Raw genomic sequence first — 20316 nt, 5'->3', positions numbered from 1 at the left:
CCGTGGCGCCGATCCCCGAGCCGGGACGGATCGCCTCCCAAAACGAGGAGAAGGGTGATGAGCAAGGCCTCCAATACGCCGGTCGTGGACGCGCTGAAGCAGGTGCTGGCCGATACCTACGCCCTCCAGATCAAGACCCAGAACTACCACTGGAACGTCGAGGGTCCGCAGTTCCACTCGCTGCACGGCCTGTTCGAGGAGCAGTACAAGGCCCTGTTCGAGGCGGTGGACGAGGTGGCGGAACGGATTCGCGCCCTCGGCGAGCACGCGCCCGGCAGCTTCGAGGCCTTCGCCAAGCTCACCAAGGTGTCGCCGCCCAAGGACGGGATCGACGGCATCGCCATGGTCAAGGATCTCGCCAAGAGCCACGAGCTGCTGGCCGACCAGGCCAAGGCGGCGCTGGCGGTGGGCGAGAAGGCCGGCGACGATTCGACGGTCGACCTGCTGACCCAGCGCATCTCCTATCACGACAAGGCCGCCTGGATGCTGCGCGCGACCGCGGCGTAAGCGGCCCCGGGGAAGCCCGCATCAGAACGAAGGCCCGGGTCGACCCGGGCCTTTTCTGTTGCGGCAGGACCCGCATTCTCGGAGCATCGCCGCGCCGGCAGAGCGAGAGGGGGCGTGATGCGGCGTGCATCGATTTGCGGACTTCTGGTTCTGATAGTGCTGGCCGGGTTTGCCCGCCTCGCTTCGGCAGGCCCGCCGGAGCCCATGGATTGCCGGATCTATTCATACCGCGACCAGCGGGTTCTGCTGATCCGGAAGCTCGAGCAGGACGGGTACTCGGCCGAGCAATCTAAATTCCTGATGTGGCTTTCCGACCTGAAGGCCAGCAGCATCAAGGAAGGCTGCCTGACCGATGAGGGCCGGCAGTGCGGGGTGGGCAGCATCAAAGGAATGATGCTGGAATGCACTCGGAAATTTCTTGACGAGGTCGTCGCCAAGGCCGGGATGACGCCGACCTCGCCAGGGTTGGACGAGATGAGGCCGATGGCCCTGTATGGCAGGACTGAATTCGCAGTTCGCGAAATTCTGGCTCTGTCGATGATGGAGGCGTGCTCCGGCAGCGCGAAGAAGCGGTTCTTCAGGCTGCCTCAGCAGGGGCATTGCCTGATGGATATGGACGCCACACCACCCCGGTGAGCGTGAGCGCCACCTCGTCGCGCTGCCTGCTCAGCCAGGAGGCGAAAGGCCCGGACCTGGGTCCGGGCCTCTGTCCTGCTACAGCACGAAGTCGGCGACGGTCAGCGCGGTGGCGGTGACCACGTCGATCGCCATGTCCGCCACCCGGTCGCCGTTCTGGTCGCCCATGACCGTGGACACGCCACCATCGGCGACCACGATCAGCTCGCCGGCGAGGCCGGTGAAGGCGCCGCCCTCGGTGAAGGTGAAGCTGCTGCCCCGGGTGCCGTCCGCATGGATGGCGAACAGGTTGATCTTGTCGCCGTCGGCCGCGGAGAAATCCTCGATCCGGTCGCGGCCGGCGGCGGCGACGGTGCTCTCCCCGAAAAACCGATAAAGGAAGGTGTCGGCGCCGGTGCCGCCGGTCAGGATATCGGCGCCGTATTCACCCTCCACGCGATCGTTTCCGCTGCCCCCGATCACCGTATCGTCGCCGCTGTCGCCGACCAGCGAGTCGGCCCCGGCCCCGCCTTCCAGCCGGTTGGCCACCTCATTGCCGCGAATGGTGTCGTCGAAGGCCGATCCGATGATGTTCTCTGCGGCCCGGACTTCCGAGGTCAGATAAAACGAATTGTCGTCGATCCGGATCAATACGCGGGCTGTCGCGTCGGCGAAGGTGACCGTATCGATGCCGTCGCCGCCGAAGATGTTGTCCCGCCCGCCATGGCCGTTGATCAGGTCGTCTCCGTCCGCGCCGTTGAGGGTGTTGACGCCGGCATCGCCGGACAGGACATCGTCGAAGCGCGAGCCGAGGATGTTCTCGATCCCGACATAGGTATCGCCCTCGGCATCGCCGCCCGAGTTCTCGCCGGCCGCGAGGTCGATCGTCACCGCGGCGGCCGAGTGCAGATAGGAGGCCGTGTCGCCCCCGTCGCCGCCGTCGAGCCGGTCGGCCCCTGCGCCGCCCTCGAGCGTATCCTGGTGGATGCCGCCGGACAGCGAGTCGGCCCCCGCGCCGCCATAGAGCGCGTCGATGCCCTCGCCACCGGTCAGGGTGTCGGTTCCCTCGCCGCCATAGAGGTGGTCGCTCCGAACCCCGCCGACGAGCGTATCGTCGCCCGTGCCGCCGACGAGCCGGCCGTTGAGGGCCCCGGCCCGCAGCTCGTCGTCGCCCGCTCCGCCTTCGAGCCGGGCGGAGAACTCGGCGCCACCGGTCAGGACGTCGTCATGCGCCGATCCGCGGAGGTACTCGATACCGATCAGGGTGTCTCCCTCGGCGTCGCCGCCGCTGGCGGTCCCGGCTGTCAGATCGACGATCACCCCAGCCGCGCTGGTCTGGTAGGAGGCCCAGTCGAACTGGCTGTCGTCGAACTCGCCGTTCTGGCCGTAGCCACCGATCAGAGTGTCGGCGCCGATGCCGCCGATCAGTACGTCGTCGCTGGAATCGCCCTGGAGACGGTCGTTGCCGCTGTGGCCGAAAAGCGTGTCGCTTCGGCCCCCGCCGTCCAGGACGTCCGCCCCGTTGCTGCCGGCCAGCCGGTCCTCGCCGCCACCGCCGACCAGGTTTTCGATGCCGCTGAAGCTGTCGCCCTCGGCGTCGCCGCCCGTCGCGGTGCCGAGCAGCAGGCTGACCGAGACGCCGGCATAGGACCCTTCGTAGGACAGCGTGTCGGTGCCGGCGCCGCCCTCGATCCGGTCGGCGCCCGCGCCGCCGTCGAGCGTGTCGTCGCCGTTGCCGCCGGTCAGGGTGTTGGCGCCGTCGCCGCCGGTCAGCACGTCGTTGAAGGCCGACCCGATCAGGCTCTCGATGGCGCGCAGGGTGTCGCCCACGGCATCGCCGCCCGCGACCGTGCCGGCGCCGAGGTCGATCGTGACCGCCGCGGCGGAGCCGGCGTAAGAGGCGGTGTCGATGCCGGTGCCGCCGTCGATGGTGTCGGCGTCGGCACCCCCTTCCAGCACGTCGTTGCCGCTGCCGCCGGTCAGCGAATCGTCGCCGGCGGCACCGGTCACGGTGTCGTCGCCGCTGCCGGCCTGGACGATGTCGTCGCCGCCGGCGGCGGTGATCCGGTCGGCCCCGCCGAAGCCGTTGATCGAATCGTCGGTCTCGGTGCCGGTCAGGACATCGTCCTGCTCGGTGCCGTTGATGATCGCCATGTCGTCCTCCCTTCCAAGAGACGGCGCCAAGGATCAGGATCCGTCAGGCCGTCGAAATCCTTAGGGGAGGATTTTGCCAGAAGATTTCGTCACGAGTCTCGAAGTTAAATCATGAAAGGCAATCCGAGCGATGCTAATCGCTAATCAGATTAGATGCAGTGTCTTGAATCTTTCAAGATTTCACCACTCTAGCTCTCCGGCCATTCCTCCCGCGCCATGTCGATGAAGGCGCGCAGGCCCAGCGGCAACTGCCGCCGGCTGGGGTAGTAGAGGAAGAAGCCGGGAAAGTCCGGGCACCAGTCCTCGAGCAGGCGGACCAGCCGCCCGTCGGTTAGGGCGGGCGCCGCGACCGCCTCGAACACGCAGGCGATGCCGGCGCCGTCCAGCGCGGCCCGCAGCATCAGCTCCTGGTCGCCCAGCGTCAGCGGCCCATCGACCTCGACCTCCAGCGCCTCGCCGTCCTTCTCGAACTCCCAGCGGAGAAAGGCGCCGCTGTGGAAGCGGTAGCGGATGCAGGCATGACCCTTCAGCTCATGCGGGGTGCGGGGCCGCTCCCGTCCGTCGAAATAGCCCGGCGCGGCGATCACGGCCCAGCGCTGCCTCGGTCCGAAGCGGACGGCGATCATGTCCTGCTCCAGGCTCTCGCCGAAGCGCAGCCCGGCGTCGAAGCCGCCGGCGACGATGTCAACCAGGTCGTCGTCGTTGACGATCTCCAGCCGCATCTGCGGATAGGTCCGCACGAAGCGCGCCATGATCGGCGCCAGCACCTGCCGGGCCCCCTGATGCGGCGCGTTGATGCGCAGCGTGCCGGCCGGCCGGTCGCGGAACTGGTTCACCTCCTCCAGCGCGTCGCCGAGGTCGCGGAACATCGGCTGCAACCGCTGCAGCAGCCGCGCGCCGGCGTCCGAAGGCGCGACACTGCGGGTGGTGCGGTTCAGCAGCCGGACGCCCAGCCGCTCCTCCAGGTCGCGCAGCAGATGGCTGACCGCGGAGGGCGAGACGCCCAGCTCCGCCGCGGCCCGGCGGAAGCTGCGATGGGTCGCCACGGCGACGAAGGCGGAGAGACCGGGGAAATCGATCCGTGCCAAGATTGATGACTCTTTCTCAACGACCAATGGAATATTGATGGGATTATTGTGCAATCGGCCAGCCCTTAAATTCGGAAACGCAACGGCCCGAGGGCGGGCCTGCAGTCCGAAGGAGGGCATCATGAAGGTCTGGTTCATCACCGGCGCGTCGCGCGGCATCGGCGCGGAGATCACCCAGGCGGTGCTGGACGGCGGCGACGCCGTGGCCGCGGCCGCACGGGACGCGAAGGCGGTCGTGGAGCGCTTCGGCGACCACCCGAACCTGCTGCCGCTGACGCTCGACGTCACCGACGAGGCGCAGGCGCGGGCGGCGGCACAGGCCGCGGTCGAGCGCTTCGGCCGGATCGACGTCCTGGTCAACAATGCCGGCTACGGCCTGCTCGGCGCGGTCGAGGAGGCGGATGCCGTCGAGGTCGAGCGGCTGTTCGGCACCAATGTCTTCGGCCTCTTGAACGTCACCCGCGCGGTGCTGCCGCAGCTGCGCCGCCAGCGCTCGGGCCACATTCTGAACATCTCCTCGGTCGGCGGCTACCAGGCCTATCCGGGCTGGGGCGTCTACGGCGCGACCAAATTCGCGGTCGAGGGGCTGACCGAGGCCCTGGCGGCGGAGCTGGCGCCGCTCGGGATCCACGCCACGGTGGTCGAGCCCGGCTTCTTCCGCACCAACTTCCTGGACGGCAGCTCGCTGAGCCGGACGCGCACCGAGATCGCCGACTATGCCGAGACGGTCGGCCGGATGCGCGACTTCGCGGCCGGGCACAACTACCAGCAGCCCGGCGACCCGAAGAAGCTGGCCCAGGCGTTGCGCGCCGTGGTCGCGGCCGAGGCCCCGCCGGTGCGCCTGCCGCTCGGCCGCGACACGGTCGAGCGGATCGAGGCCAAGAACGCCTTCGTCGCGAAGGAGCTGGCGCAGTGGCGCAGCCTGGCGGAATCGACCGGCTTCGAGGACTGACCGCCTGGGCGGCATCCCGGGGCGACATCCGGCGGGAAATGATGTTTCATGCAGGACCGTTCGCGATCGGAAGGGGGAGTTGATGGTCGACATCGCCAAGAACACCCACACCGCAAGCGCCGAAGCCGCGGCCGAGCCGAGCCTGCGCCGGGTGATGGGGCCCTGGCTGCTCCTGCTGTTCATCGTCGGCGACATTCTCGGCACCGGCATCTACGCCCTGACCGGGCAGGTGGCGAAGCAGGTCGGCGGCGTGGTCTGGCTGCCCTTCCTGGTGGCCTTCGCCGTCGCCCTGGTCACGGCCTTCAGCTATCTCGAGCTGGTGACGAAGTACCCGCGCGCCGCCGGCGCGGCGCTGTACGCGCACAAGGCCTTCGGCGTCCATTTCATCACCTTCATCGTCGCCTTCGCGGTGATGTGCTCGGGCATCACCTCCGCCTCCACCGCCTCGCGCGCCTTCGCCGCCAACCTGTCGAACGCCTTCGCGCTCGGGCTCTCCAGCCAGGGCGTCACCGCCATCGGCCTGGCTTTCATGGCCGCGGTTGCGGCGATCAACTTCCGCGGCGTCGGCGAAAGCGTGAAGGCCAATGTCGTGCTGACCACGGTCGAGCTGACCGGCCTCCTGATCATCATCGTCATCGGCCTGTGGGCGATCGGGCTGGGCCAGGGCGACGTCTCCCGCGTCACCCAGTTCGCCCCGGCCGAGCGCGGCGCCGTCTGGTCGGTGATCGCCGCCACCACGCTCGCCTTCTTCGCCATGGTCGGCTTCGAGGATTCGGTCAACATGGCCGAGGAGGCCCGCGAGCCCAGCCGGATCTTCCCGAAGGTGCTGCTGACCGGGCTGTGCATCACCGCCGTGATCTACACGCTGGTGTCGATCTCGGCGATCACGCTGGTGCCGCCGGAGCAGCTGGGCGAGGGCGAGACGCCGCTGCTGAAGGTGGTGCAGGCCGGCGCCCCCAGCTTCCCGATCGAGATCTTCGGCTTCATCACCATGTTCGCTGTGGCCAACACCGCGCTGATCAACATGCTGATGGCCAGCCGGCTGGTCTACGGCATGAGCCGGGAGCGGGTGCTGCCCGGGGTGCTGGGCCGGGTCCATCCGGTGCGGCGCACCCCGGCCGTGGCGATCGGCTTCACCACGCTCCTGGCCTTCGGCCTGATCGGCTTCGTCGGCGGCATCCCGGCGCTCGGCGGCACCACGGCGCTGCTGCTGCTCTGCGTCTTCACCGTGGTCAACATCGCCGTGCTGGTGCTGCGCCGCGACACGGTCGAGCACCAGCATTTCCGCACACCGACCATCCTGCCGGTCATCGGCGCCGTGGCGTGCGGCTTCCTGGTCGGGCCGTGGACCGGCCGCAACCCCGAGCAATACGCGATCGCCGGCGTCCTTCTGGCGATCGGCGTCGGCCTCTGGGTCGTGACCGTGCTGATCAACCGCGCCACCGGCCAGACGGCGGCGGAGCCGGCGATGGAGGACCTCGGCGGTGACGGCCCGGTGAACTGAGGCGCTCCTGCGCCTAACGCCGGGCCCGCAGCCTCTCGCCGCGGCGGCGCAGCGCCTCGATCGCGACCAGCATCAGGGTCGAGACCACGATCAGCACGCTGGCGGCGGCGGTGATGGTCGGGGTGATGCTCTCGCGGATGCCGTTGAACATCTCGCGCGGCAGGGTGCGCTGACCCGGCCCGGCCAGCAGCAGCGCCACCACCACCTCGTCGAAGGAGGTGACGAAGGCGAAGAGGGCGCCGGACACGACGCCCGGCAGGATAAGCGGCAGCGTCACCTTGAAGAACACGGTGGTCGGCCGGGCGCCCAGGCTGGAGGCCGCGCGCGGCAGGTTGCGGTCCAGCCCCTGCAGCGTGGCGCCGACGGTGATCACCACGAAGGGCGCGGCCAGCGCCGTGTGAGCCAGGATCAGCCCGGCATAGCTGTTGGTCAGCCCGACCGCGGCGAAGGCGAAGTAGAGGCCCACGGCGACGATCACCACCGGCACGATCATCGGCGAGAGGAGGAGGCCGGTCAGCAGGCCGCGGAAGCGCAGGGGGGCGTGGTTCAGCCCCAGCGCCGCCGGGATGCCCAGCGCCGTGGCCAGCACCGTGGTGGCCCCGCCGACGATCAGGCTGTTGGCCAGCGCCCCCATCCAGCGGTCCGAGTTGAAGAACTCGGCGAACCAGCGCAGCGACACGCCGTCCAGCGGATAGGTCAGGAACGACCCGCCGTTGAAGGACAGCGGCATGATCGCCAGGATCGGCGCGATCAGGAACAGGAGGGCCGCGCCGCCGGCCAGCCACAGCAGCGCGCGCCAGAAGGCTAGGTTTTCGAGGATCCGTCCCATGGCGGTCAGCCCAGCCGCATGCGGTCGGCGCCCACCAGCCGGGCATAGACCGCGTAGAGGGCGAGGGTGGCGACCAGCAGCAGCAGGCCGAGCGCCGAGGCCATGCCCCAGTTGACCGTGCTGGTGGTGTAGAAGGCGATGAACCAGCTGATCATCTGGTCCGCCGGCCCGCCGACCAGTGCCGGGGTGATGTAGTAGCCGAGCGCCAGGATGAAGACCAGCAGGGCTCCGGCGCCGATCCCGGGCAGGGTCTGCGGCAGATAGATCCGCAGGAAGGCGCCGACCGGCCGGGCGCCCAGCGAATAGGCGGCGCGCAGATGCGCCGGCGGGATCGAGCGCATGACGCTGTACAGCGGCAGGATCATGTAGGGCAGCAGCACATGGGTCATGGCGATCAGCACGCCGACCCGGTTGTAGACCAGCTGCAGCGGTTCCCCGACCAGCCCCAGACCGGTCAGGATCCCGTTCACCGTGCCGTTGGTCTGCAGCAGCACCACCCAGGCGGTGGTGCGGACCAGGAGCGAGGTCCAGAACGGCAGCAGCACCAGGATCATCAGGATGTTGGCGATGCGCGGCGGCCGGGTGGCCAGCAGATAGGCGACCGGGAAGCCGATGACGAGGCACAGCGCGGTGACCGAGAGGGCGACCAGGAAGGTGCGCAGGAACACCTCGCGGTAGATCGCCTCCTCCGGCGGGGAATGGAGGATCGCGCCGGCGGCGTCGCGGCGCAGATCCAGCGCCGCCAGGAGATAGAAATCGGTGGTCGGCCCGGCGGCGCGGGCGATGGCGCCCCAGATCTCGGGGCTGCCCCAGGCCGGGTCGATCGCGGTCAGCGTTTCCCGCCAGCTGCCCTTGGGCGCGTCGGGCAGCTTGCGCGCGGTGTTGGTCACCACCGTGCGATAGCCGTTGTGGTCGTAGTTCAGGCGCCGCGCCGCGGTCGGCAGGGTCTTGTCGGCCCGCGCCTGCGCCAGGTCGGCGGCCAGCGCGGCGAAGGCGTCCTCGCCGGGCAGCCCGTCGCCGTGCCAGCCGGCCAGGGCGGCGACGGTGCGCGGCATCACCGGGGCCAGGTCGCGGTCGTCGACGGCGCGCCACAGCATGCCGGCGATCGGCGCCACGAAGACCAGCAGCAGGAAGGCGACCAGCGGCGCCAGCAGCAGCCACGCCTCGACCCGCCGGCGCCGCCCGGCTCGCCGCAGCGACCGCCGGATGGCGACGGCATCCTGGGCGAGGGCGGTCATGACGCAGACTCACGAGTCCCCCCTCCCCTTGCGGGAGGGGGGTGGGGGGAGGGGGTTGTCGATCGAAGGGAGCTGGCGAGGCCGGGTCGATCGCTCTGGCGGCGCGAACCCCCTCCCCCTGCCCCCCTCCCGCAAGGGGAGGGGGGACTCAATAGAATTGACGTCGGAGCCATCCGCGCCGACGGCCGCCTACTTCGCCGCCCAGGTGTTGAAGCGCTCGGTCAGGCTGTCGATGTTCTCCAGCCAGAACTCGGCGTTCAGCTCGACCGCCTGGGACATGTTGTCCGGGTTGGTCGGCAGGCCGGGCAGGTATTCCGCCGGGATCAGCGGCGTCGCCGCCTTGTTGGTCACGCCGTAGGCGATCTTGGTCGGCAGCTTGGCCTGGTTCTCCGGCTTGCCGACGAAGGCCAGGAACTTGGTGGCGGCGTCGACATTGGGCGAGCCCTTCAGGATCACCCAGCTGTCGATGGTGAACAGGCTGCCGTTCCAGACGACGCGGAAATCCTTCTTGTCGGCGACATTGGCGGCGGCGATGCGGCCGTTGTAGGCGGTGGTCATCGCCACTTCGCCCGAGGCCAGCATCTGCGGCGGCTGGGCGCCGGCGGTCCACCAGATCAGGTTCGGCTTCAGCTCGTCCAGCTTGCGGAAGGCGCGGTCCACGCCCTCGGGCGTCGCCAGCACCTTGTAGACATCGGCCGGGGCGACGCCGTCGGCCATCAGCGCGGCCTCCAGATTGATCTTCGGCCCCTGGCGCATCGCCCGCTTGCCGGGGAATTTCTGCACGTCCCAGAAATCCGCCCAGCTCTTCGGCCCGTCGGGAAATTTGGCGCCGTCATAGGCCAGGACGTTGTTGTAGACGATGGTGCCGACGCCGCAGTCGTTCACCGCTTCGGGCAGATAGGCGTCGCGGCCGCCGATCGCGTCCCAGTTCAGCGGCTCGAACAGCCCTTCCTCGCAGCCCAGCGCCAGCTCCTCGGACTCGACCTGGACGACGTCCCAGCTCGAATCGCCGCCCTCGACCTTGGCGCGCAGCACGCCGATGCCGCCGTCCCAGCTCTCGTCGTGCATCGGCACGCCGGTGGCCTTGAACGGCTCGAAATAGATCTCGCGCTGCGCGTCCTGATAGGCGCCGCCCCAGGACACCACGGTCAGGTCGCGGGCCGTGGCGGGCGCGGTGACGCCGGCCGCCAGCAGCACTGCCGCGGGCAGGAGGCGGGTGAAACGGATCATGATCGGCACTCCCTGTTTTTTCGTTCCGCCGAGGCGGCGGCTTAGACCCTAAACATGCTGGCCGCCGTTGATGTGGACCTCGGCCCCGGTAATGTAGGACGAACCGGCGGTGCAGAGGAACATGATCGTCGCGGCGACCTCCTCCGGCTTGCCCAGCCGCTTCATCGGGATCTCCTTGTCGATGATCGCCTCGGTGCCGGGCGACAGGATCGAGGTGTCGATCTCGCCCGGTGCGATCGCGTTCACCCGCACGCCGTGCGGCCCGAACTCGTGCGCCATCTCGCGGGTCAGGGCCGCCAGGGCGGCCTTGGAGGTGGCGTAGGCCGGGCCGGCGAAGGGATGGACGCGGCTGCCGGCGATCGAGGTGACGTTGATGATCGTCCCCTTCGCGGCCCGCAGCGGCTCGAACAGCCCGCGGGCCAGCAGGGCGGTGGCGAACAGGTTGACGTTGAAGACGTGCATCCAGGTCGCGTAGTCGGTGTCCAGCACGCCCATGCGCTTGCCGCCGGGCAGCTTCGGCGAGACGCCGGCATTGTTGACCAGCGCGTCCAGCCGCCCGTTCGGCAGCCGCGACCGCAGGGCGGACAGGCCCTGCTCGATCCCGTCCAGCTCGGCGAGGTCGAGCTGGACGTGGTTCTCCTCGCCCGCATGCCACGGGCAGTCCTTGGAGAAGGCCTGGCGCGAGACGGTGATCACCCGCCAGCCGGCGGCGCTGAAGCGCTTGACCGTGGCGTGGCCGATGCCGCGGCTGGCGCCGGTCAGGATCAGGGTCTTCGGCTCGTCCGTCGGGGCCGTGCTCATGGCTGCACCTGGATGTGAAGAGATCGACCCTTGAGAACGGATCGCGATCGCATCATGCGGTGCGCCGCAGCATCCGTCCAGGGGGCGGGAGGCATGGCTGCCGCTACCCTCCGCCGCACTGTTTCAGGGCTGGGCCAGCACGAGACCCGGCGTCGGCTCCCGCGCCTGCGGCAGCGACCGCAGTTCGGGCAGCGCCGGCAGCGGCGCCTCGTCCTCGGCGTCGATGGCGCTGACGAGGCCGAGCGGATGGTGGATGATCTCGACCCCGGGCGCGCCCAGCAGGATCGGCGGGCCGCCGCCATCCAGCGCGAAGCCCGAGGGCCAGAGCCGCAGCACCTGGCGGCTGGCGCCGTCCGCCCCGGGCCGGATCAGGGTCAGCACCGGCATCCGCCCGTCCTGCAGCACCGGCGGCACCGGCAGGGTGCGGGCATCCGCCGTGTCGTCGAGGAACCGCACGGCGGTGGCGACGGTCCAGCCGGGCGGCTCGATCCAGCCGAAGGGGGCGAGGGCGGCGGCCAGGGCCTCGGGCGGCCCGGCCCATTGCAGAAGGAAGGGCTGCTCGGCCTCGCCCTCCAGGTCGATCCGGCGCTGCGGCAGCCGGCGCCAGCCCTCCGCCCACCATTCCGCCGCCGGGATCGCGACGATCGCCTCGCGCGGGACATACATCGCCGCGGCCTTGTGGTAGCCGGTGGCGACATGGGCGCCGCCGGCGACGGCCAGCGCCGGCAGCAGCGCCAGGGCGAAGCGGCGCGGCCGGATCCGCTCCGGATCGGCGCGGCGGAAGATCATGGCGAAGGCGATGGTCATGCCCAGGCCGAACAGCAGCCCGGCCGCGACGTCGGACGGCCAGTGCGCGGCCAGGTAGACGCGCGAGGCGCAGATCAGCCCGATCAGGGCGGCGGCGACCGTGAGCGGCACCAGCTGCCAGCGGCCGGGCAGGCCGCGGGCCACCAGCCAGCCCAGGATGCCGAACAGCACGGCGGAGAAGCTGGCGTGGCCGCTGGGGAAGCTGAAGGCGTCGGCGCCGGCATAGAGGTCGGTCGGCCGGGCGATCTGCAGCCGTCCCTTGACCAGCGGCACGAAGCCGGCGGTGACCGCGACGGCGATGGCGACGCCGCCGGCCCGGTGCCAGGCCCGGTGCAGCAGCAGCCAGCCGATCGTCGCGATCACCAGCGCGGTGACGGTGCGGCCGTCGCCCAGCATGGTCACGATCGTCAGGGCGGCATCGCCCCAAGGCGTGCGCAGTCCCTGCACGAAGGTGCTGATCGCGCCGTCGGCCCGGGCCATCCCGCCCCGGGCCACGAGCCACAGCAGGTTGACGAAGCCGGCGACCAGAACCAGCACCACGACGCCCAGCGCCGCCATGGCGCGCAGGTCCGGCTCCTCCGGGTCGGCCAGCCGGGCCAGCAGGCGGGCGGGGCGGCCGCCGCGGCCTGACGCCCAGCGGTGGACGCGGTGCTGGGCCCAGCCGAGCAGCGGCACCAGCCGGCGCCAGATCCAGCGGGTCAGGACGATCAGCAGCCATAGCGCCAGGGCCAGCGCCGCCAGCAGCGCCACCAGCCGGCCGCTGACGGCGCCGAGCGCGCCCAGCGAGGCGCCCAGCACCGCGCCGCCCAGGATATGGGCCGGCGCCCAGACGAGCGCCGAGGCGATGTTGACGGCGTAGAACAGCCCCGGCCGCAGCCCCAGCGCGCCGGCCACCATCGGGATCATCGGCCGCAGCATCGGCAGGAAGCGGCCGAGCGCGATGCTCTTGCCGCCGTGCCGGCGGAAGAAGGCCTCGCCGCGGGCGACCAGCCCCGGATACCGGCTCATCGGCCACACGTTGAGAATCGTGCCGCGATAGCGCCGCCCCAGCTCGTACGACGCGCCGTCGCCGAGGATCGCCCCGGCCGTGGCCCAGATCAGCATGGGCCAGAGCGGCAGGTGGCCGAGGCCGACCACGGCGCCGACGCCGATCAGGATCGGCGAGCCGGGAATGAACAGCCCGACCACCGCCACCGATTCGGCCAGGGCGATCAGGAAGATCAGAATCCCGGCCCAGTGCGGATGCTGGCCGATGAACTCGATGACCGCCTGCGCGATGTCGGTCATGTCCTTGTCCGTCCTGCGGTCATCGCGACTCCATTCCCATGAACCGAGGCCATAGCTCGCGGCTTCCGCAGCTTTGTGCAACCCCGCCGGTTGCCGCGCGCGGCAAAGGCTGCCACATGAGAGCGGTTCTCGGATGGAGCGCGGAATGAAGACACGGGGGAGGATCCTGGCCCTGGCGGTGGCGGCCCTGCTCGGCTGGTCCGGCGCCGGCTGCGCGACGGCGCCCGAGGCGCCGCGGCCCGACGGCGGCGTGGTGCTGCTCGGCGAGACCCATGACCGGGTGACCGACCATCACTGGCAGCTGCAGCGGATCGCGGCGCTGCACGAGGAGGAGCCGGGCCTCGCCATCGGGCTGGAGATGCTGCCGCGCAGCCGCCAGGCCGCGCTCGACGCCTGGGTCGCCGGCACGCTCGACGAGGCCGGCTTCCGGCGCGAGGCCGACTGGGACCGGTCCTGGGGCTTCGATTTCGGCCTGTACCGGCCGATCTTCGCCTTCGCCCGGATGCACCGCATCCCGCTGATCGCGCTGAACGTCGACCGCACCGTGGTCCGTGCGGTCGGAAAGGACGGCTGGGCCGCGCTGCAGGCCTGGCCCGATCTCGATCTCGGCCGGCCGGTGGCGCCGTCGCCGGACTACAACCGCATGCTCGCCGCCGCCTTCGCCGGCCATGGCCGGGCGGCGGAGGGAGACGCCCTCAACCGCAGCTTCCGCCGCTTCGTCGAGGTCCAGCTGCTGTGGGACCGGGCGATGGCGGCGCGCATCGCCGAGGTCCGCTCGGCCGGCACGCCGCTGGTCGTCGTGCTGGCCGGCAGCGGCCATGTCCGCGACGGTATTCCGCGCCAGCTGCGCGACCTCGGCTACGGCAGCACCTCGCTGGTGGCGCCGGGCGGCGAGCGCGGCTCCTGAACTGGCGCATTCCGCCTGAATTGTGACATGAAGTTGGGCGATCGTCTGGTCCGGTTGCTGTGAATATTGAAAGGCGACTGGCGTGATTGCCCTCCGGCAAAGTGAATCCGATTCACTTTTTCATCGAATGACTGTCTCGGTCCGCACGAAGGGGCTGGCCTGTACGGCCGCTGCCGCACTGGCCCTGCACCTCGCCGTGCCGGCCACGGCCGCGGCGGCGACGCCGGTCGAGCTGACGCAGAAGCACCTGACTGCCGGCTCGATCGCCGAGGGCGAGAAGGCCCTGGCCGCGATCCTGGCGAAGAAGCCGGACGATGCCGAGGCGATCGCCGGGCTCGGCCTGATCCGCCTGGCCAAGGCGACGGAGCGTTTCAGCCAGTCCCTGTATCGCTACGGCTTCCGGCCGCCCGAAGATCCGATGATGACGGTACCGCTGCTGACCATGCCGGTGCCGCCGAACCCGGATCCGGAGGTGATCCGCTACGAGGACGCCCGCGCCATCCTGCAGGCGCTGGTCGACGACCTCGACGCCGTGGACCGCACGCTGCAACCGCTGGGGGATCGGCCGGCGAAGCTGCCCGTCGCCATGGGGCGGGTGAAGCTCGACCTCGCCGGCAACGGCCGGGGCCAGGCGACGCTGTACGAGGTCTACAACGCCGTGCTGCTGGGTGGGCAGGGCGATCCCGCCGATGCCGGCAAGCTGGTGATCGCCTTCGACACCGGCGACGTGCTGTGGCTGCGCGCCTACACCCATGTGCTGCGGGCGGGTGCCGAATTCCTGCTGGCGCGCGACTGGCACCGCAGCTTCGACGCGGCCGCGCATCTCCTGTTCCCACGGCCGGATTCGCCGCTGGCGGCGGCGCTGTCCCTGCCCACCCAGGGCGTGTTCACCGGGGCGGAGGACGGGCGGATCGCCGATGCCATCGCCTGGATCCACCTGCTGAACTGGCCGGTGGCGGAGGCCGACCGGCTGCCGCGGGCGCGCGAGCATCTCCTGGCCGCGGCGAAGCTCAGCCAGGAGATGTGGGCGTCGATCCGGGCCGAGACCGATGACGACCGCGAATGGCTGCCGAATGCGAAGCAGGCCAGCCTGATCCCCGGCATGACGATCACCGACGATCGCATCGAGTCCTGGCTGGCGCTGATGCAGGAATCGGAGGCGATCCTGAACGGCGACAAGCTGCTGCCGCACTGGCGCTTCGACCAGGGCTTCAACCTGCGCCGCCTGCTGGACTCTTCGCAGCCCTTCGACCTGGTGCTGCTGCTGACCGGCACCGACATGGTGCCCTATCTCGAAGACGGCCCGGTCAGCGAGCGGTCGTTCTGGGAGCAGGCGACCGAGGCCTTCGAGGGCGAGTTCCTGAGCTTCGCGGTCTGGATCAACTGACCGGCGTCAATGCGTCAGGATATTGACCAGCCGGCCGAACGGGTCGCGGACAAAGAAGCGGCGCACGCCCCAGGGCTCGTCGGCCGGGCCGTACTCGATCGGCAGGCCCAGCTCGACCGCTTTACGATGCACCGCGTCGACGTCGTCGACCTCGATCGACAGGTCCGGGACCGGGGTGCCGGAGCCGCCCTCGCTCATCACGCTGATCTGCGGCGTCATCGTGGTGTCGGAGGTGAAGGTCAGGATCCAGCCCATGTCCATGGCCAGTTTCAGCCCCAGCAGGTCACCGTAGAAGGCCTGCGCCCGGGCGACGTCGTCGGTGGCGATGTTCGTGACGATCCGCTTCACGGCCATGGGTGTCCTCCCGTCTTGGTCGCACACGAGCTCGACGGCTCGAGGCCGATACCATACGCGTTGCCTCTCCCGCTTGCGGGAGAGGTCGGAGACGCGAAGCGGCTCCGGGTGAGGGCCAGCGGCCGCGACGACCGGAGCCGCAGTGTCGGATCGTCCGCTCGCCGTGGCAAGGCGGCGCTTTCGGCAAGATCGCGCCACGCCCTCACCCGGACATCCTCCGGATGTCCGAGCTCTCCCGCCGTCACCTGTTCTGCCTCCGCATCATGCCGCGGCCGGCCGGCGCCCCTCCAGCAGGTCGCGCTGGCGGGCCAGGGCGGCGGCGGCGAATTCGGTGAAGGCGCTGACCCGCGCCGTGCGGCGCAGATCGTCATGAGTCAGCACCCATAGGGCGGCGCTCTCGGGAACGGTCGGGACCACGATCCGCACCAGCCCCTCGCTGCTGTCGCCGAGATAGCAGGGCAGGGCGGCCAGGCCGATCCCGGCGCGGGCCGCATTGCGCAGTTCGACCAGCGAATCCGCCCGCAGCGTGACCGCCGCGTCCGGCAGGGCCCGACGCATCCAGCGGGCGACGGCGGTGCCGGCCAGGCTGTCGTCCGGCGCCACCCAGGGATGCGCCGCCGGGTCGGCCGCGCCGACCCGCGCCGCCGGGTGGCTCGCCGCGGCGTAGACGGCGAAGGCGATGCCGGCGACGCGGCGGCCGACCAGCGTCTCCGGCGGCTCCAGCACCGGCCGGATGGCGACGTCGGCGTCGCGCCGGGTCAGGTTCGCCATCAGATTGGCGGTCGTGACCTCCAGCACGATGCCCGGATGCAGCTCGCGGAACTGGGCCAGCAGCGGCGGCAGCACCGACGCCATCAGCGTGTCGGCCGTCGCCACCCGCAGCGTGCCTTCGAGGCGCAGGTCCTGGCCGGCCAGGCGGCGCTCCAGCGCCTCGACCGTGGCCGCCATGCCGCGCGCCGCGGCCACCAGCTCCTCGCCGCCGGCGGTCAGGGCGTAGCCGCCGGGCAGCCGGTCGAACAGCCGCAGGCCCAGTCGTTGCTCGAAGCCGCCGATCCGGCGCAGCACCGTGGTGTGGTTGACGCCCAGCCGCCGCGCCGCCCCGGCCAGCGATCCGGCCTCGGCCACCGCCAGCACCGTGTGCAGGCCCTCCCAGTCGATCCGGTTGTCCATGGCATCCTGTGCGTGGGTGCAGTCGGATCTTGCGATATTACAGATCGAACTGCATGGGCGCACGGATCATCTTCGAACGGGCGGATGATCCGCCCTTGAGATCTTTTCGGAACGCCCATTCCCCATCGTCATCGCGAGGACCCCGGCCTTGAGCCGGGGGACGTGGCGATCCAGAGGCCGGTGCCGCTGGACGGCCGCGCCCCTTCGGGGCTCGCCATGACGGGGTGGGAGACGACGAAGAGGTCTCGCCTTGCGGAGAGACAGAGATGACCCCGATCCAGCTCTACACCTGGCAGACGCCGAACGGGCACAAGGCCTCGATCATGCTCGAGGAGACCGGCCTGCCCTACGAAGTCCATGTCGTCGACATCGAGCGCGGCGACCAGCACGACCCCGCCTTCCTGGCGCTGAACCCGAACAACAAGATCCCGGTGATCACCGACCCGGACCGCGGCCGCACCGTGTTCGAGAGCGGCGCGATCCTGACCTATCTCGCCGAGCGCTCCGGCAAGCTGCTGCCGGCCGATGCCGGGGAGCGGCTGACGGCGCTGCAATGGACCCTGTTCCAGGCCGCCCATCTCGGCCCGACGCTGGGCCAGCTCTGGAATTACAAGATCTTCGCGTCCGAGAAGATCCCTTACGTCATCGGCCGCTTCGAGAAGGAGGCGGCGCGGGTGTTCCGGGTGCTGGACGGCACGCTCGGCCGGCGCAGCCACCTGGCGGGCGAGGCCTACGGCATCGCCGATATCATGAGCTGGCCCTGGATCCATGCCGGGCTGGTCCATATCGGCCTCGACCTCGAGGCCAGTCCGAACCTGCGCCGCTGGTACGAGGCGATCGCCGCCCGGCCCGCCGTGCAGCGCGGCCTGCGCGTGCCCGTCCTCGACGGCCGCGACTGACCGAACGTCCGGTCGGAGAATCCGCCATGGAAACCCTGTTCGTCCCGATCGCGCTGCTGGCCGGCGGCCTGCTCGCGGTCCAGGCCGGCGCCAACGCCCAGCTCGCCAAGGCGACCGGCAGCCCCTTCGCCGCCACCACGCTGCAGCTTTCGGTCGGCACCGCGATCCTGCTGGCCGCGGCGCTGGTGACCGGCACGGTCTCGGCCCTGGCCGCCCTGCCGGGCGTGGTCTGGTGGCACGCGATCGGCGGCGTCGCCAGCGCCGTCTATGTGGTCTCGACCATCCTGCTGTTCCCACGGCTCGGCGCGGTGGTCAGCGTCGGGCTGTTCATCGCCGGCCAGATGCTGGCCTCGCTGGCGCTCGACGGCTTCGGCCTGCTCGGCGTGCCGGCGGCGGGCTTCGCCCCGGCGGCCCTCGCCGGCACGGCGCTGGTGCTGGCCGGGGCGGCGGCGATCGTGCTCGGCCAATCGGGCGGCGCCGCGGTGCCAGCCCTGTCGCGGGCCGGCTGGATCCTGCTGGCGCTGGCCGCCGGCGCGGTGCTGCCGGTGCAGGGCGCGGTCAATGCGCTGCTGCGCCGCGACCTCGGCGCGCCCTTTGCCGTCGGCGCGGTCAGCTTCCTGGTGGCGACCGCGGCGATGGCGGCGGTGCTGCTGCTGGCGCTGGCCCTGCCGCGCCAGCCCCGGCCGAGCCAGCCTCGGCTGCGTCTCGACGGCATCGCGGCGATGCCGTGGTGGGGCTGGCTCGGCGGCGTCGCCGGCGCCACCTACGTCACCACCGTGTTCACCGCGATCCCGGTGATCGGCACCGCCGCAGCGGTCGGGCTGACCGTCGCCGGCCAGCAGGTCGCCTCGGTCTTCGTCGACCGGCACGGCTGGTTCCGGCTGCCGCGGCGCCCGGTCTCGGCGCTGCGCCTGGCCGGGGTGGCGGCGCTGCTGGCCGGCGTCGTCGTGATCAAGCTGGGCTGAGTTCGTCCCACCGCCCGAGCCGGCCGGCCGACAGCCGCAGCGTGTCGGCCAGCGCCCGGGCCGGCTCGGACGGATCCTCCGCGGCGGTGCAGACCACGAACTCCGCCTCCGGCAGCGGCGGCAGCCCGTCCTCCGGCCCAACCACCCGCAGCCCCGGCCCGACGGCGCTCAGCGGCAGCGGCGTGGCGGCCAGCCCGGCCAGGGCCGCGGCGCGGACCCCGGCGACGCTGGGGCTGACATAGGCGATCCGCCAGGGGCGCCGTGCCCCGGCGAGCGCCGCCAGCGCCGCCTCCCGGTACGGGCAGGGATCGGGGAAGAAGGCCAGGGGGATCGGGTCGGGCAGGGGGCCGGCATCCCCGGCGACAGCCCAGGCCAGGGGCTCGCGCCACAGCGTCCAGCCGCGGCCGTCGCCGCGGCAGCGGCTGCACAGGATCAGGTCGAGCCGCCCGCCATCCAGCGACTGGAACAGCGATGTGGCGATGCCGACCTCGACCTCGATCCGCACCGCCGGGTGCTGCGCCCCGAAACGCCGAAGCACCTCCGGCAGCCCGGATCCGGCGACATCCTCCGACGCGCCGATCCGGATCCGGCCCGCCAGCGAAGACTCCGACAGGCTGGCCCGGGCATCCTGGTTCAGGCGCAGGATGCTGCGGGCGTAACCCAGCAGGGTCTCGCCGGCCTCGGTCAGGGCCACCGAGCGGGTGCTGCGGCGCAGCAGCGGCCGCCCGGCCTGGGCCTCCAGGCGGCGGATCTGGGCGCTCACCGTCGACTGGGTGAGGTGGAGATGCTCTGCGGCGCGGGTGAAGCCCTGCAGCTCCGCCACCGCCACGAAGCTGCGCAGCAGCTCGGTCTCGAACATGCGGTCAATATATCGTGGTTCGCCATCAATATCATGGGATCTATTCGTTTATCCTCTGAACGGCGAGCCGCTAGCCTGACTCCAGTCCCGCATAAGGAGAACCGCCATGGCACGGCTGCTCTATGTCGAAGCGTCGCCCCGCAAGCAGCGCTCGGCCTCGATCGAGGTCGCCCGCGCCTTCCTCGCCGCCTATCGGGAGGCCCATCCCGCCGACGAGATCGAGACGCTGGATCTCTGGGCCGTCGACCTGCCGGAATTCGACGGCGCGGCGATGGAGGCGAAATATGCCGGGCTCTCCGGCACGTCGCTGACCGAGGGGCAGGAGGCGGCATGGCGGCGGATCCGCGCGCTGGCGCAGCCCTTCCACGCGGCCGACAAGCTGCTCTTCGCCGTGCCGCTGTGGAACTTCGGCATCCCGTACAAGCTGAAGCACCTGATCGATGCGATCTCGCAGAAGGATGTGCTGTTCTCCTTCACCGATCAGGGCTTCTCCGGCCTGCTGCAGGGCCGGAAGGCCGCGGTGATCTATGCCCGCGGGCTCGATTACGGCCCCTCGGCCTTCACCCCCGCCGCCGGCTTCGACTTCCAGAAGCCCTATATGGAGATGTGGCTGCGCTTCATCGGCATCACCGACGTCACTGCGGTCACGGTCGAGAAGACCCTGTTCGGGCCGGAGGTCGACACCCAGGCTCGGGCCGAGGCGAAGAGCTGGGCGGAATCCGTCGCGAAGACCTTCTGAGGGGCTTCCCCGGACGGCTGCGGT

Annotated in this window: 19 protein-coding genes; 9 read left to right on the top strand and 10 right to left on the bottom strand. The window is 70.7% G+C overall.

Annotated features, from left to right (window positions below; all coding sequences use genetic code 11):
* The first annotated feature begins 57 nt into the window (after positions 1-57).
* Entirely contained in the window at positions 58-507 is a 450-nt protein-coding gene (locus G537_RS0122690) for a Dps family protein (RefSeq protein ID WP_034852674.1), read from the top strand.
* Between the two features lie 117 nt (positions 508-624).
* The gene (locus G537_RS0122685; protein WP_155888724.1) at positions 625-1143 is read left to right on the top strand and encodes a hypothetical protein; all 519 of its coding nucleotides are present in this window, start codon (positions 625-627) and stop codon (positions 1141-1143) included.
* Positions 1144-1221: 78 nt separating this feature from the next.
* Here the strand turns inward: G537_RS0122685 and G537_RS0122680 are convergent, their stop codons facing one another.
* Both G537_RS0122680 and G537_RS0122675 read right to left on the bottom strand, forming a co-directional pair.
* Positions 1222-3276 (bottom strand): calcium-binding protein, encoded by a 2055-nt coding sequence (locus tag G537_RS0122680; protein ID WP_026872067.1) that lies wholly within the window; start codon positions 3274-3276, stop codon positions 1222-1224.
* Between the two features lie 188 nt (positions 3277-3464).
* Positions 3465-4364, bottom strand: a complete 900-nt coding sequence (locus tag G537_RS0122675) for a LysR family transcriptional regulator (protein ID WP_026872066.1) — start codon at positions 4362-4364, stop codon at positions 3465-3467.
* Positions 4365-4485: 121 nt separating this feature from the next.
* Here G537_RS0122675 and G537_RS0122670 point away from each other — a divergent pair, with 121 nt between their 5' ends.
* Both G537_RS0122670 and G537_RS0122665 read left to right on the top strand, forming a co-directional pair.
* Positions 4486-5316 carry an oxidoreductase gene (locus tag G537_RS0122670; RefSeq protein ID WP_026872065.1) on the top strand — a complete coding sequence of 277 codons (831 nt, stop codon included), beginning with the start codon at positions 4486-4488 and terminating at the stop codon, positions 5314-5316.
* An 82-nt stretch (positions 5317-5398) separates the two neighbouring features.
* Entirely contained in the window at positions 5399-6820 is a 1422-nt protein-coding gene (locus tag G537_RS0122665; protein WP_026872064.1) for an APC family permease, read from the top strand.
* 13 nt (positions 6821-6833) lie between these two features.
* On the opposite strand, the gene G537_RS0122660 is transcribed toward G537_RS0122665, so the two are convergent.
* The 5 genes from G537_RS0122660 to G537_RS39350 form a co-directional block, all read right to left on the bottom strand.
* Entirely contained in the window at positions 6834-7649 is an 816-nt protein-coding gene (locus G537_RS0122660) for an ABC transporter permease (RefSeq protein ID WP_034852673.1), read from the bottom strand.
* Between the two features lie 5 nt (positions 7650-7654).
* Entirely contained in the window at positions 7655-8887 is a 1233-nt protein-coding gene (locus G537_RS0122655; RefSeq protein ID WP_026872062.1) for an ABC transporter permease, read from the bottom strand.
* A gap of 189 nt (positions 8888-9076) precedes the next feature.
* Entirely contained in the window at positions 9077-10117 is a 1041-nt protein-coding gene (locus G537_RS0122650) for an ABC transporter substrate-binding protein (protein ID WP_026872061.1), read from the bottom strand.
* Positions 10118-10165: 48 nt separating this feature from the next.
* Positions 10166-10918 (bottom strand): SDR family NAD(P)-dependent oxidoreductase, encoded by a 753-nt coding sequence (locus G537_RS0122645; protein WP_026872060.1) that lies wholly within the window; start codon positions 10916-10918, stop codon positions 10166-10168.
* A gap of 123 nt (positions 10919-11041) precedes the next feature.
* Positions 11042-13012 (bottom strand): bifunctional DedA family/phosphatase PAP2 family protein, encoded by a 1971-nt coding sequence (locus tag G537_RS39350; protein ID WP_051248905.1) that lies wholly within the window; start codon positions 13010-13012, stop codon positions 11042-11044.
* A 145-nt stretch (positions 13013-13157) separates the two neighbouring features.
* Between G537_RS39350 and G537_RS39345 the strand changes: the two genes are divergently transcribed.
* Complete coding sequence (locus G537_RS39345; protein WP_051248902.1) at positions 13158-13919, top strand: ChaN family lipoprotein; 762 nt, start codon at positions 13158-13160, stop codon at positions 13917-13919.
* A 127-nt stretch (positions 13920-14046) separates the two neighbouring features.
* Positions 14047-15306, top strand: coding sequence for a hypothetical protein (locus tag G537_RS0122630; RefSeq protein ID WP_051248899.1), 1260 nt, complete (start codon positions 14047-14049; stop codon positions 15304-15306).
* A 6-nt stretch (positions 15307-15312) separates the two neighbouring features.
* Here the strand turns inward: G537_RS0122630 and G537_RS0122625 are convergent, their stop codons facing one another.
* Complete coding sequence (locus tag G537_RS0122625; RefSeq protein ID WP_026872058.1) at positions 15313-15660, bottom strand: VOC family protein; 348 nt, start codon at positions 15658-15660, stop codon at positions 15313-15315.
* A gap of 261 nt (positions 15661-15921) precedes the next feature.
* On the bottom strand, positions 15922-16830 hold the full coding sequence (locus G537_RS0122620) for a LysR family transcriptional regulator (RefSeq protein ID WP_026872057.1): 909 nt from the start codon (positions 16828-16830) through the stop codon (positions 15922-15924).
* Between the two features lie 266 nt (positions 16831-17096).
* Between G537_RS0122620 and G537_RS0122615 the strand changes: the two genes are divergently transcribed.
* Both G537_RS0122615 and G537_RS0122610 read left to right on the top strand, forming a co-directional pair.
* Complete coding sequence (locus tag G537_RS0122615; RefSeq protein WP_026872056.1) at positions 17097-17729, top strand: glutathione S-transferase family protein; 633 nt, start codon at positions 17097-17099, stop codon at positions 17727-17729.
* A gap of 26 nt (positions 17730-17755) precedes the next feature.
* Positions 17756-18694, top strand: coding sequence for a DMT family transporter (locus G537_RS0122610; protein WP_026872055.1), 939 nt, complete (start codon positions 17756-17758; stop codon positions 18692-18694).
* Here the strand turns inward: G537_RS0122610 and G537_RS0122605 are convergent.
* Positions 18681-19553 carry a LysR substrate-binding domain-containing protein gene (locus G537_RS0122605; RefSeq protein WP_026872054.1) on the bottom strand — a complete coding sequence of 291 codons (873 nt, stop codon included), beginning with the start codon at positions 19551-19553 and terminating at the stop codon, positions 18681-18683. The two genes, G537_RS0122610 and G537_RS0122605, sit on opposite strands and share 14 nt — an antisense overlap.
* 106 nt (positions 19554-19659) lie before the next feature.
* Between G537_RS0122605 and G537_RS0122600 the strand changes: the two genes are divergently transcribed.
* Positions 19660-20292, top strand: a complete 633-nt coding sequence (locus G537_RS0122600; RefSeq protein WP_026872053.1) for an FMN-dependent NADH-azoreductase — start codon at positions 19660-19662, stop codon at positions 20290-20292.
* The last annotated feature ends 24 nt before the right edge of the window (positions 20293-20316 follow it).

It is taken from the genome of Inquilinus limosus DSM 16000, from assembly GCF_000423185.1.
GTDB lineage: Bacteria > Pseudomonadota > Alphaproteobacteria > DSM-16000 > Inquilinaceae > Inquilinus > Inquilinus limosus.
Note: the sequence above shows the minus strand (reverse complement) of the source record. Positions and strands in the feature narration are given on the sequence as shown.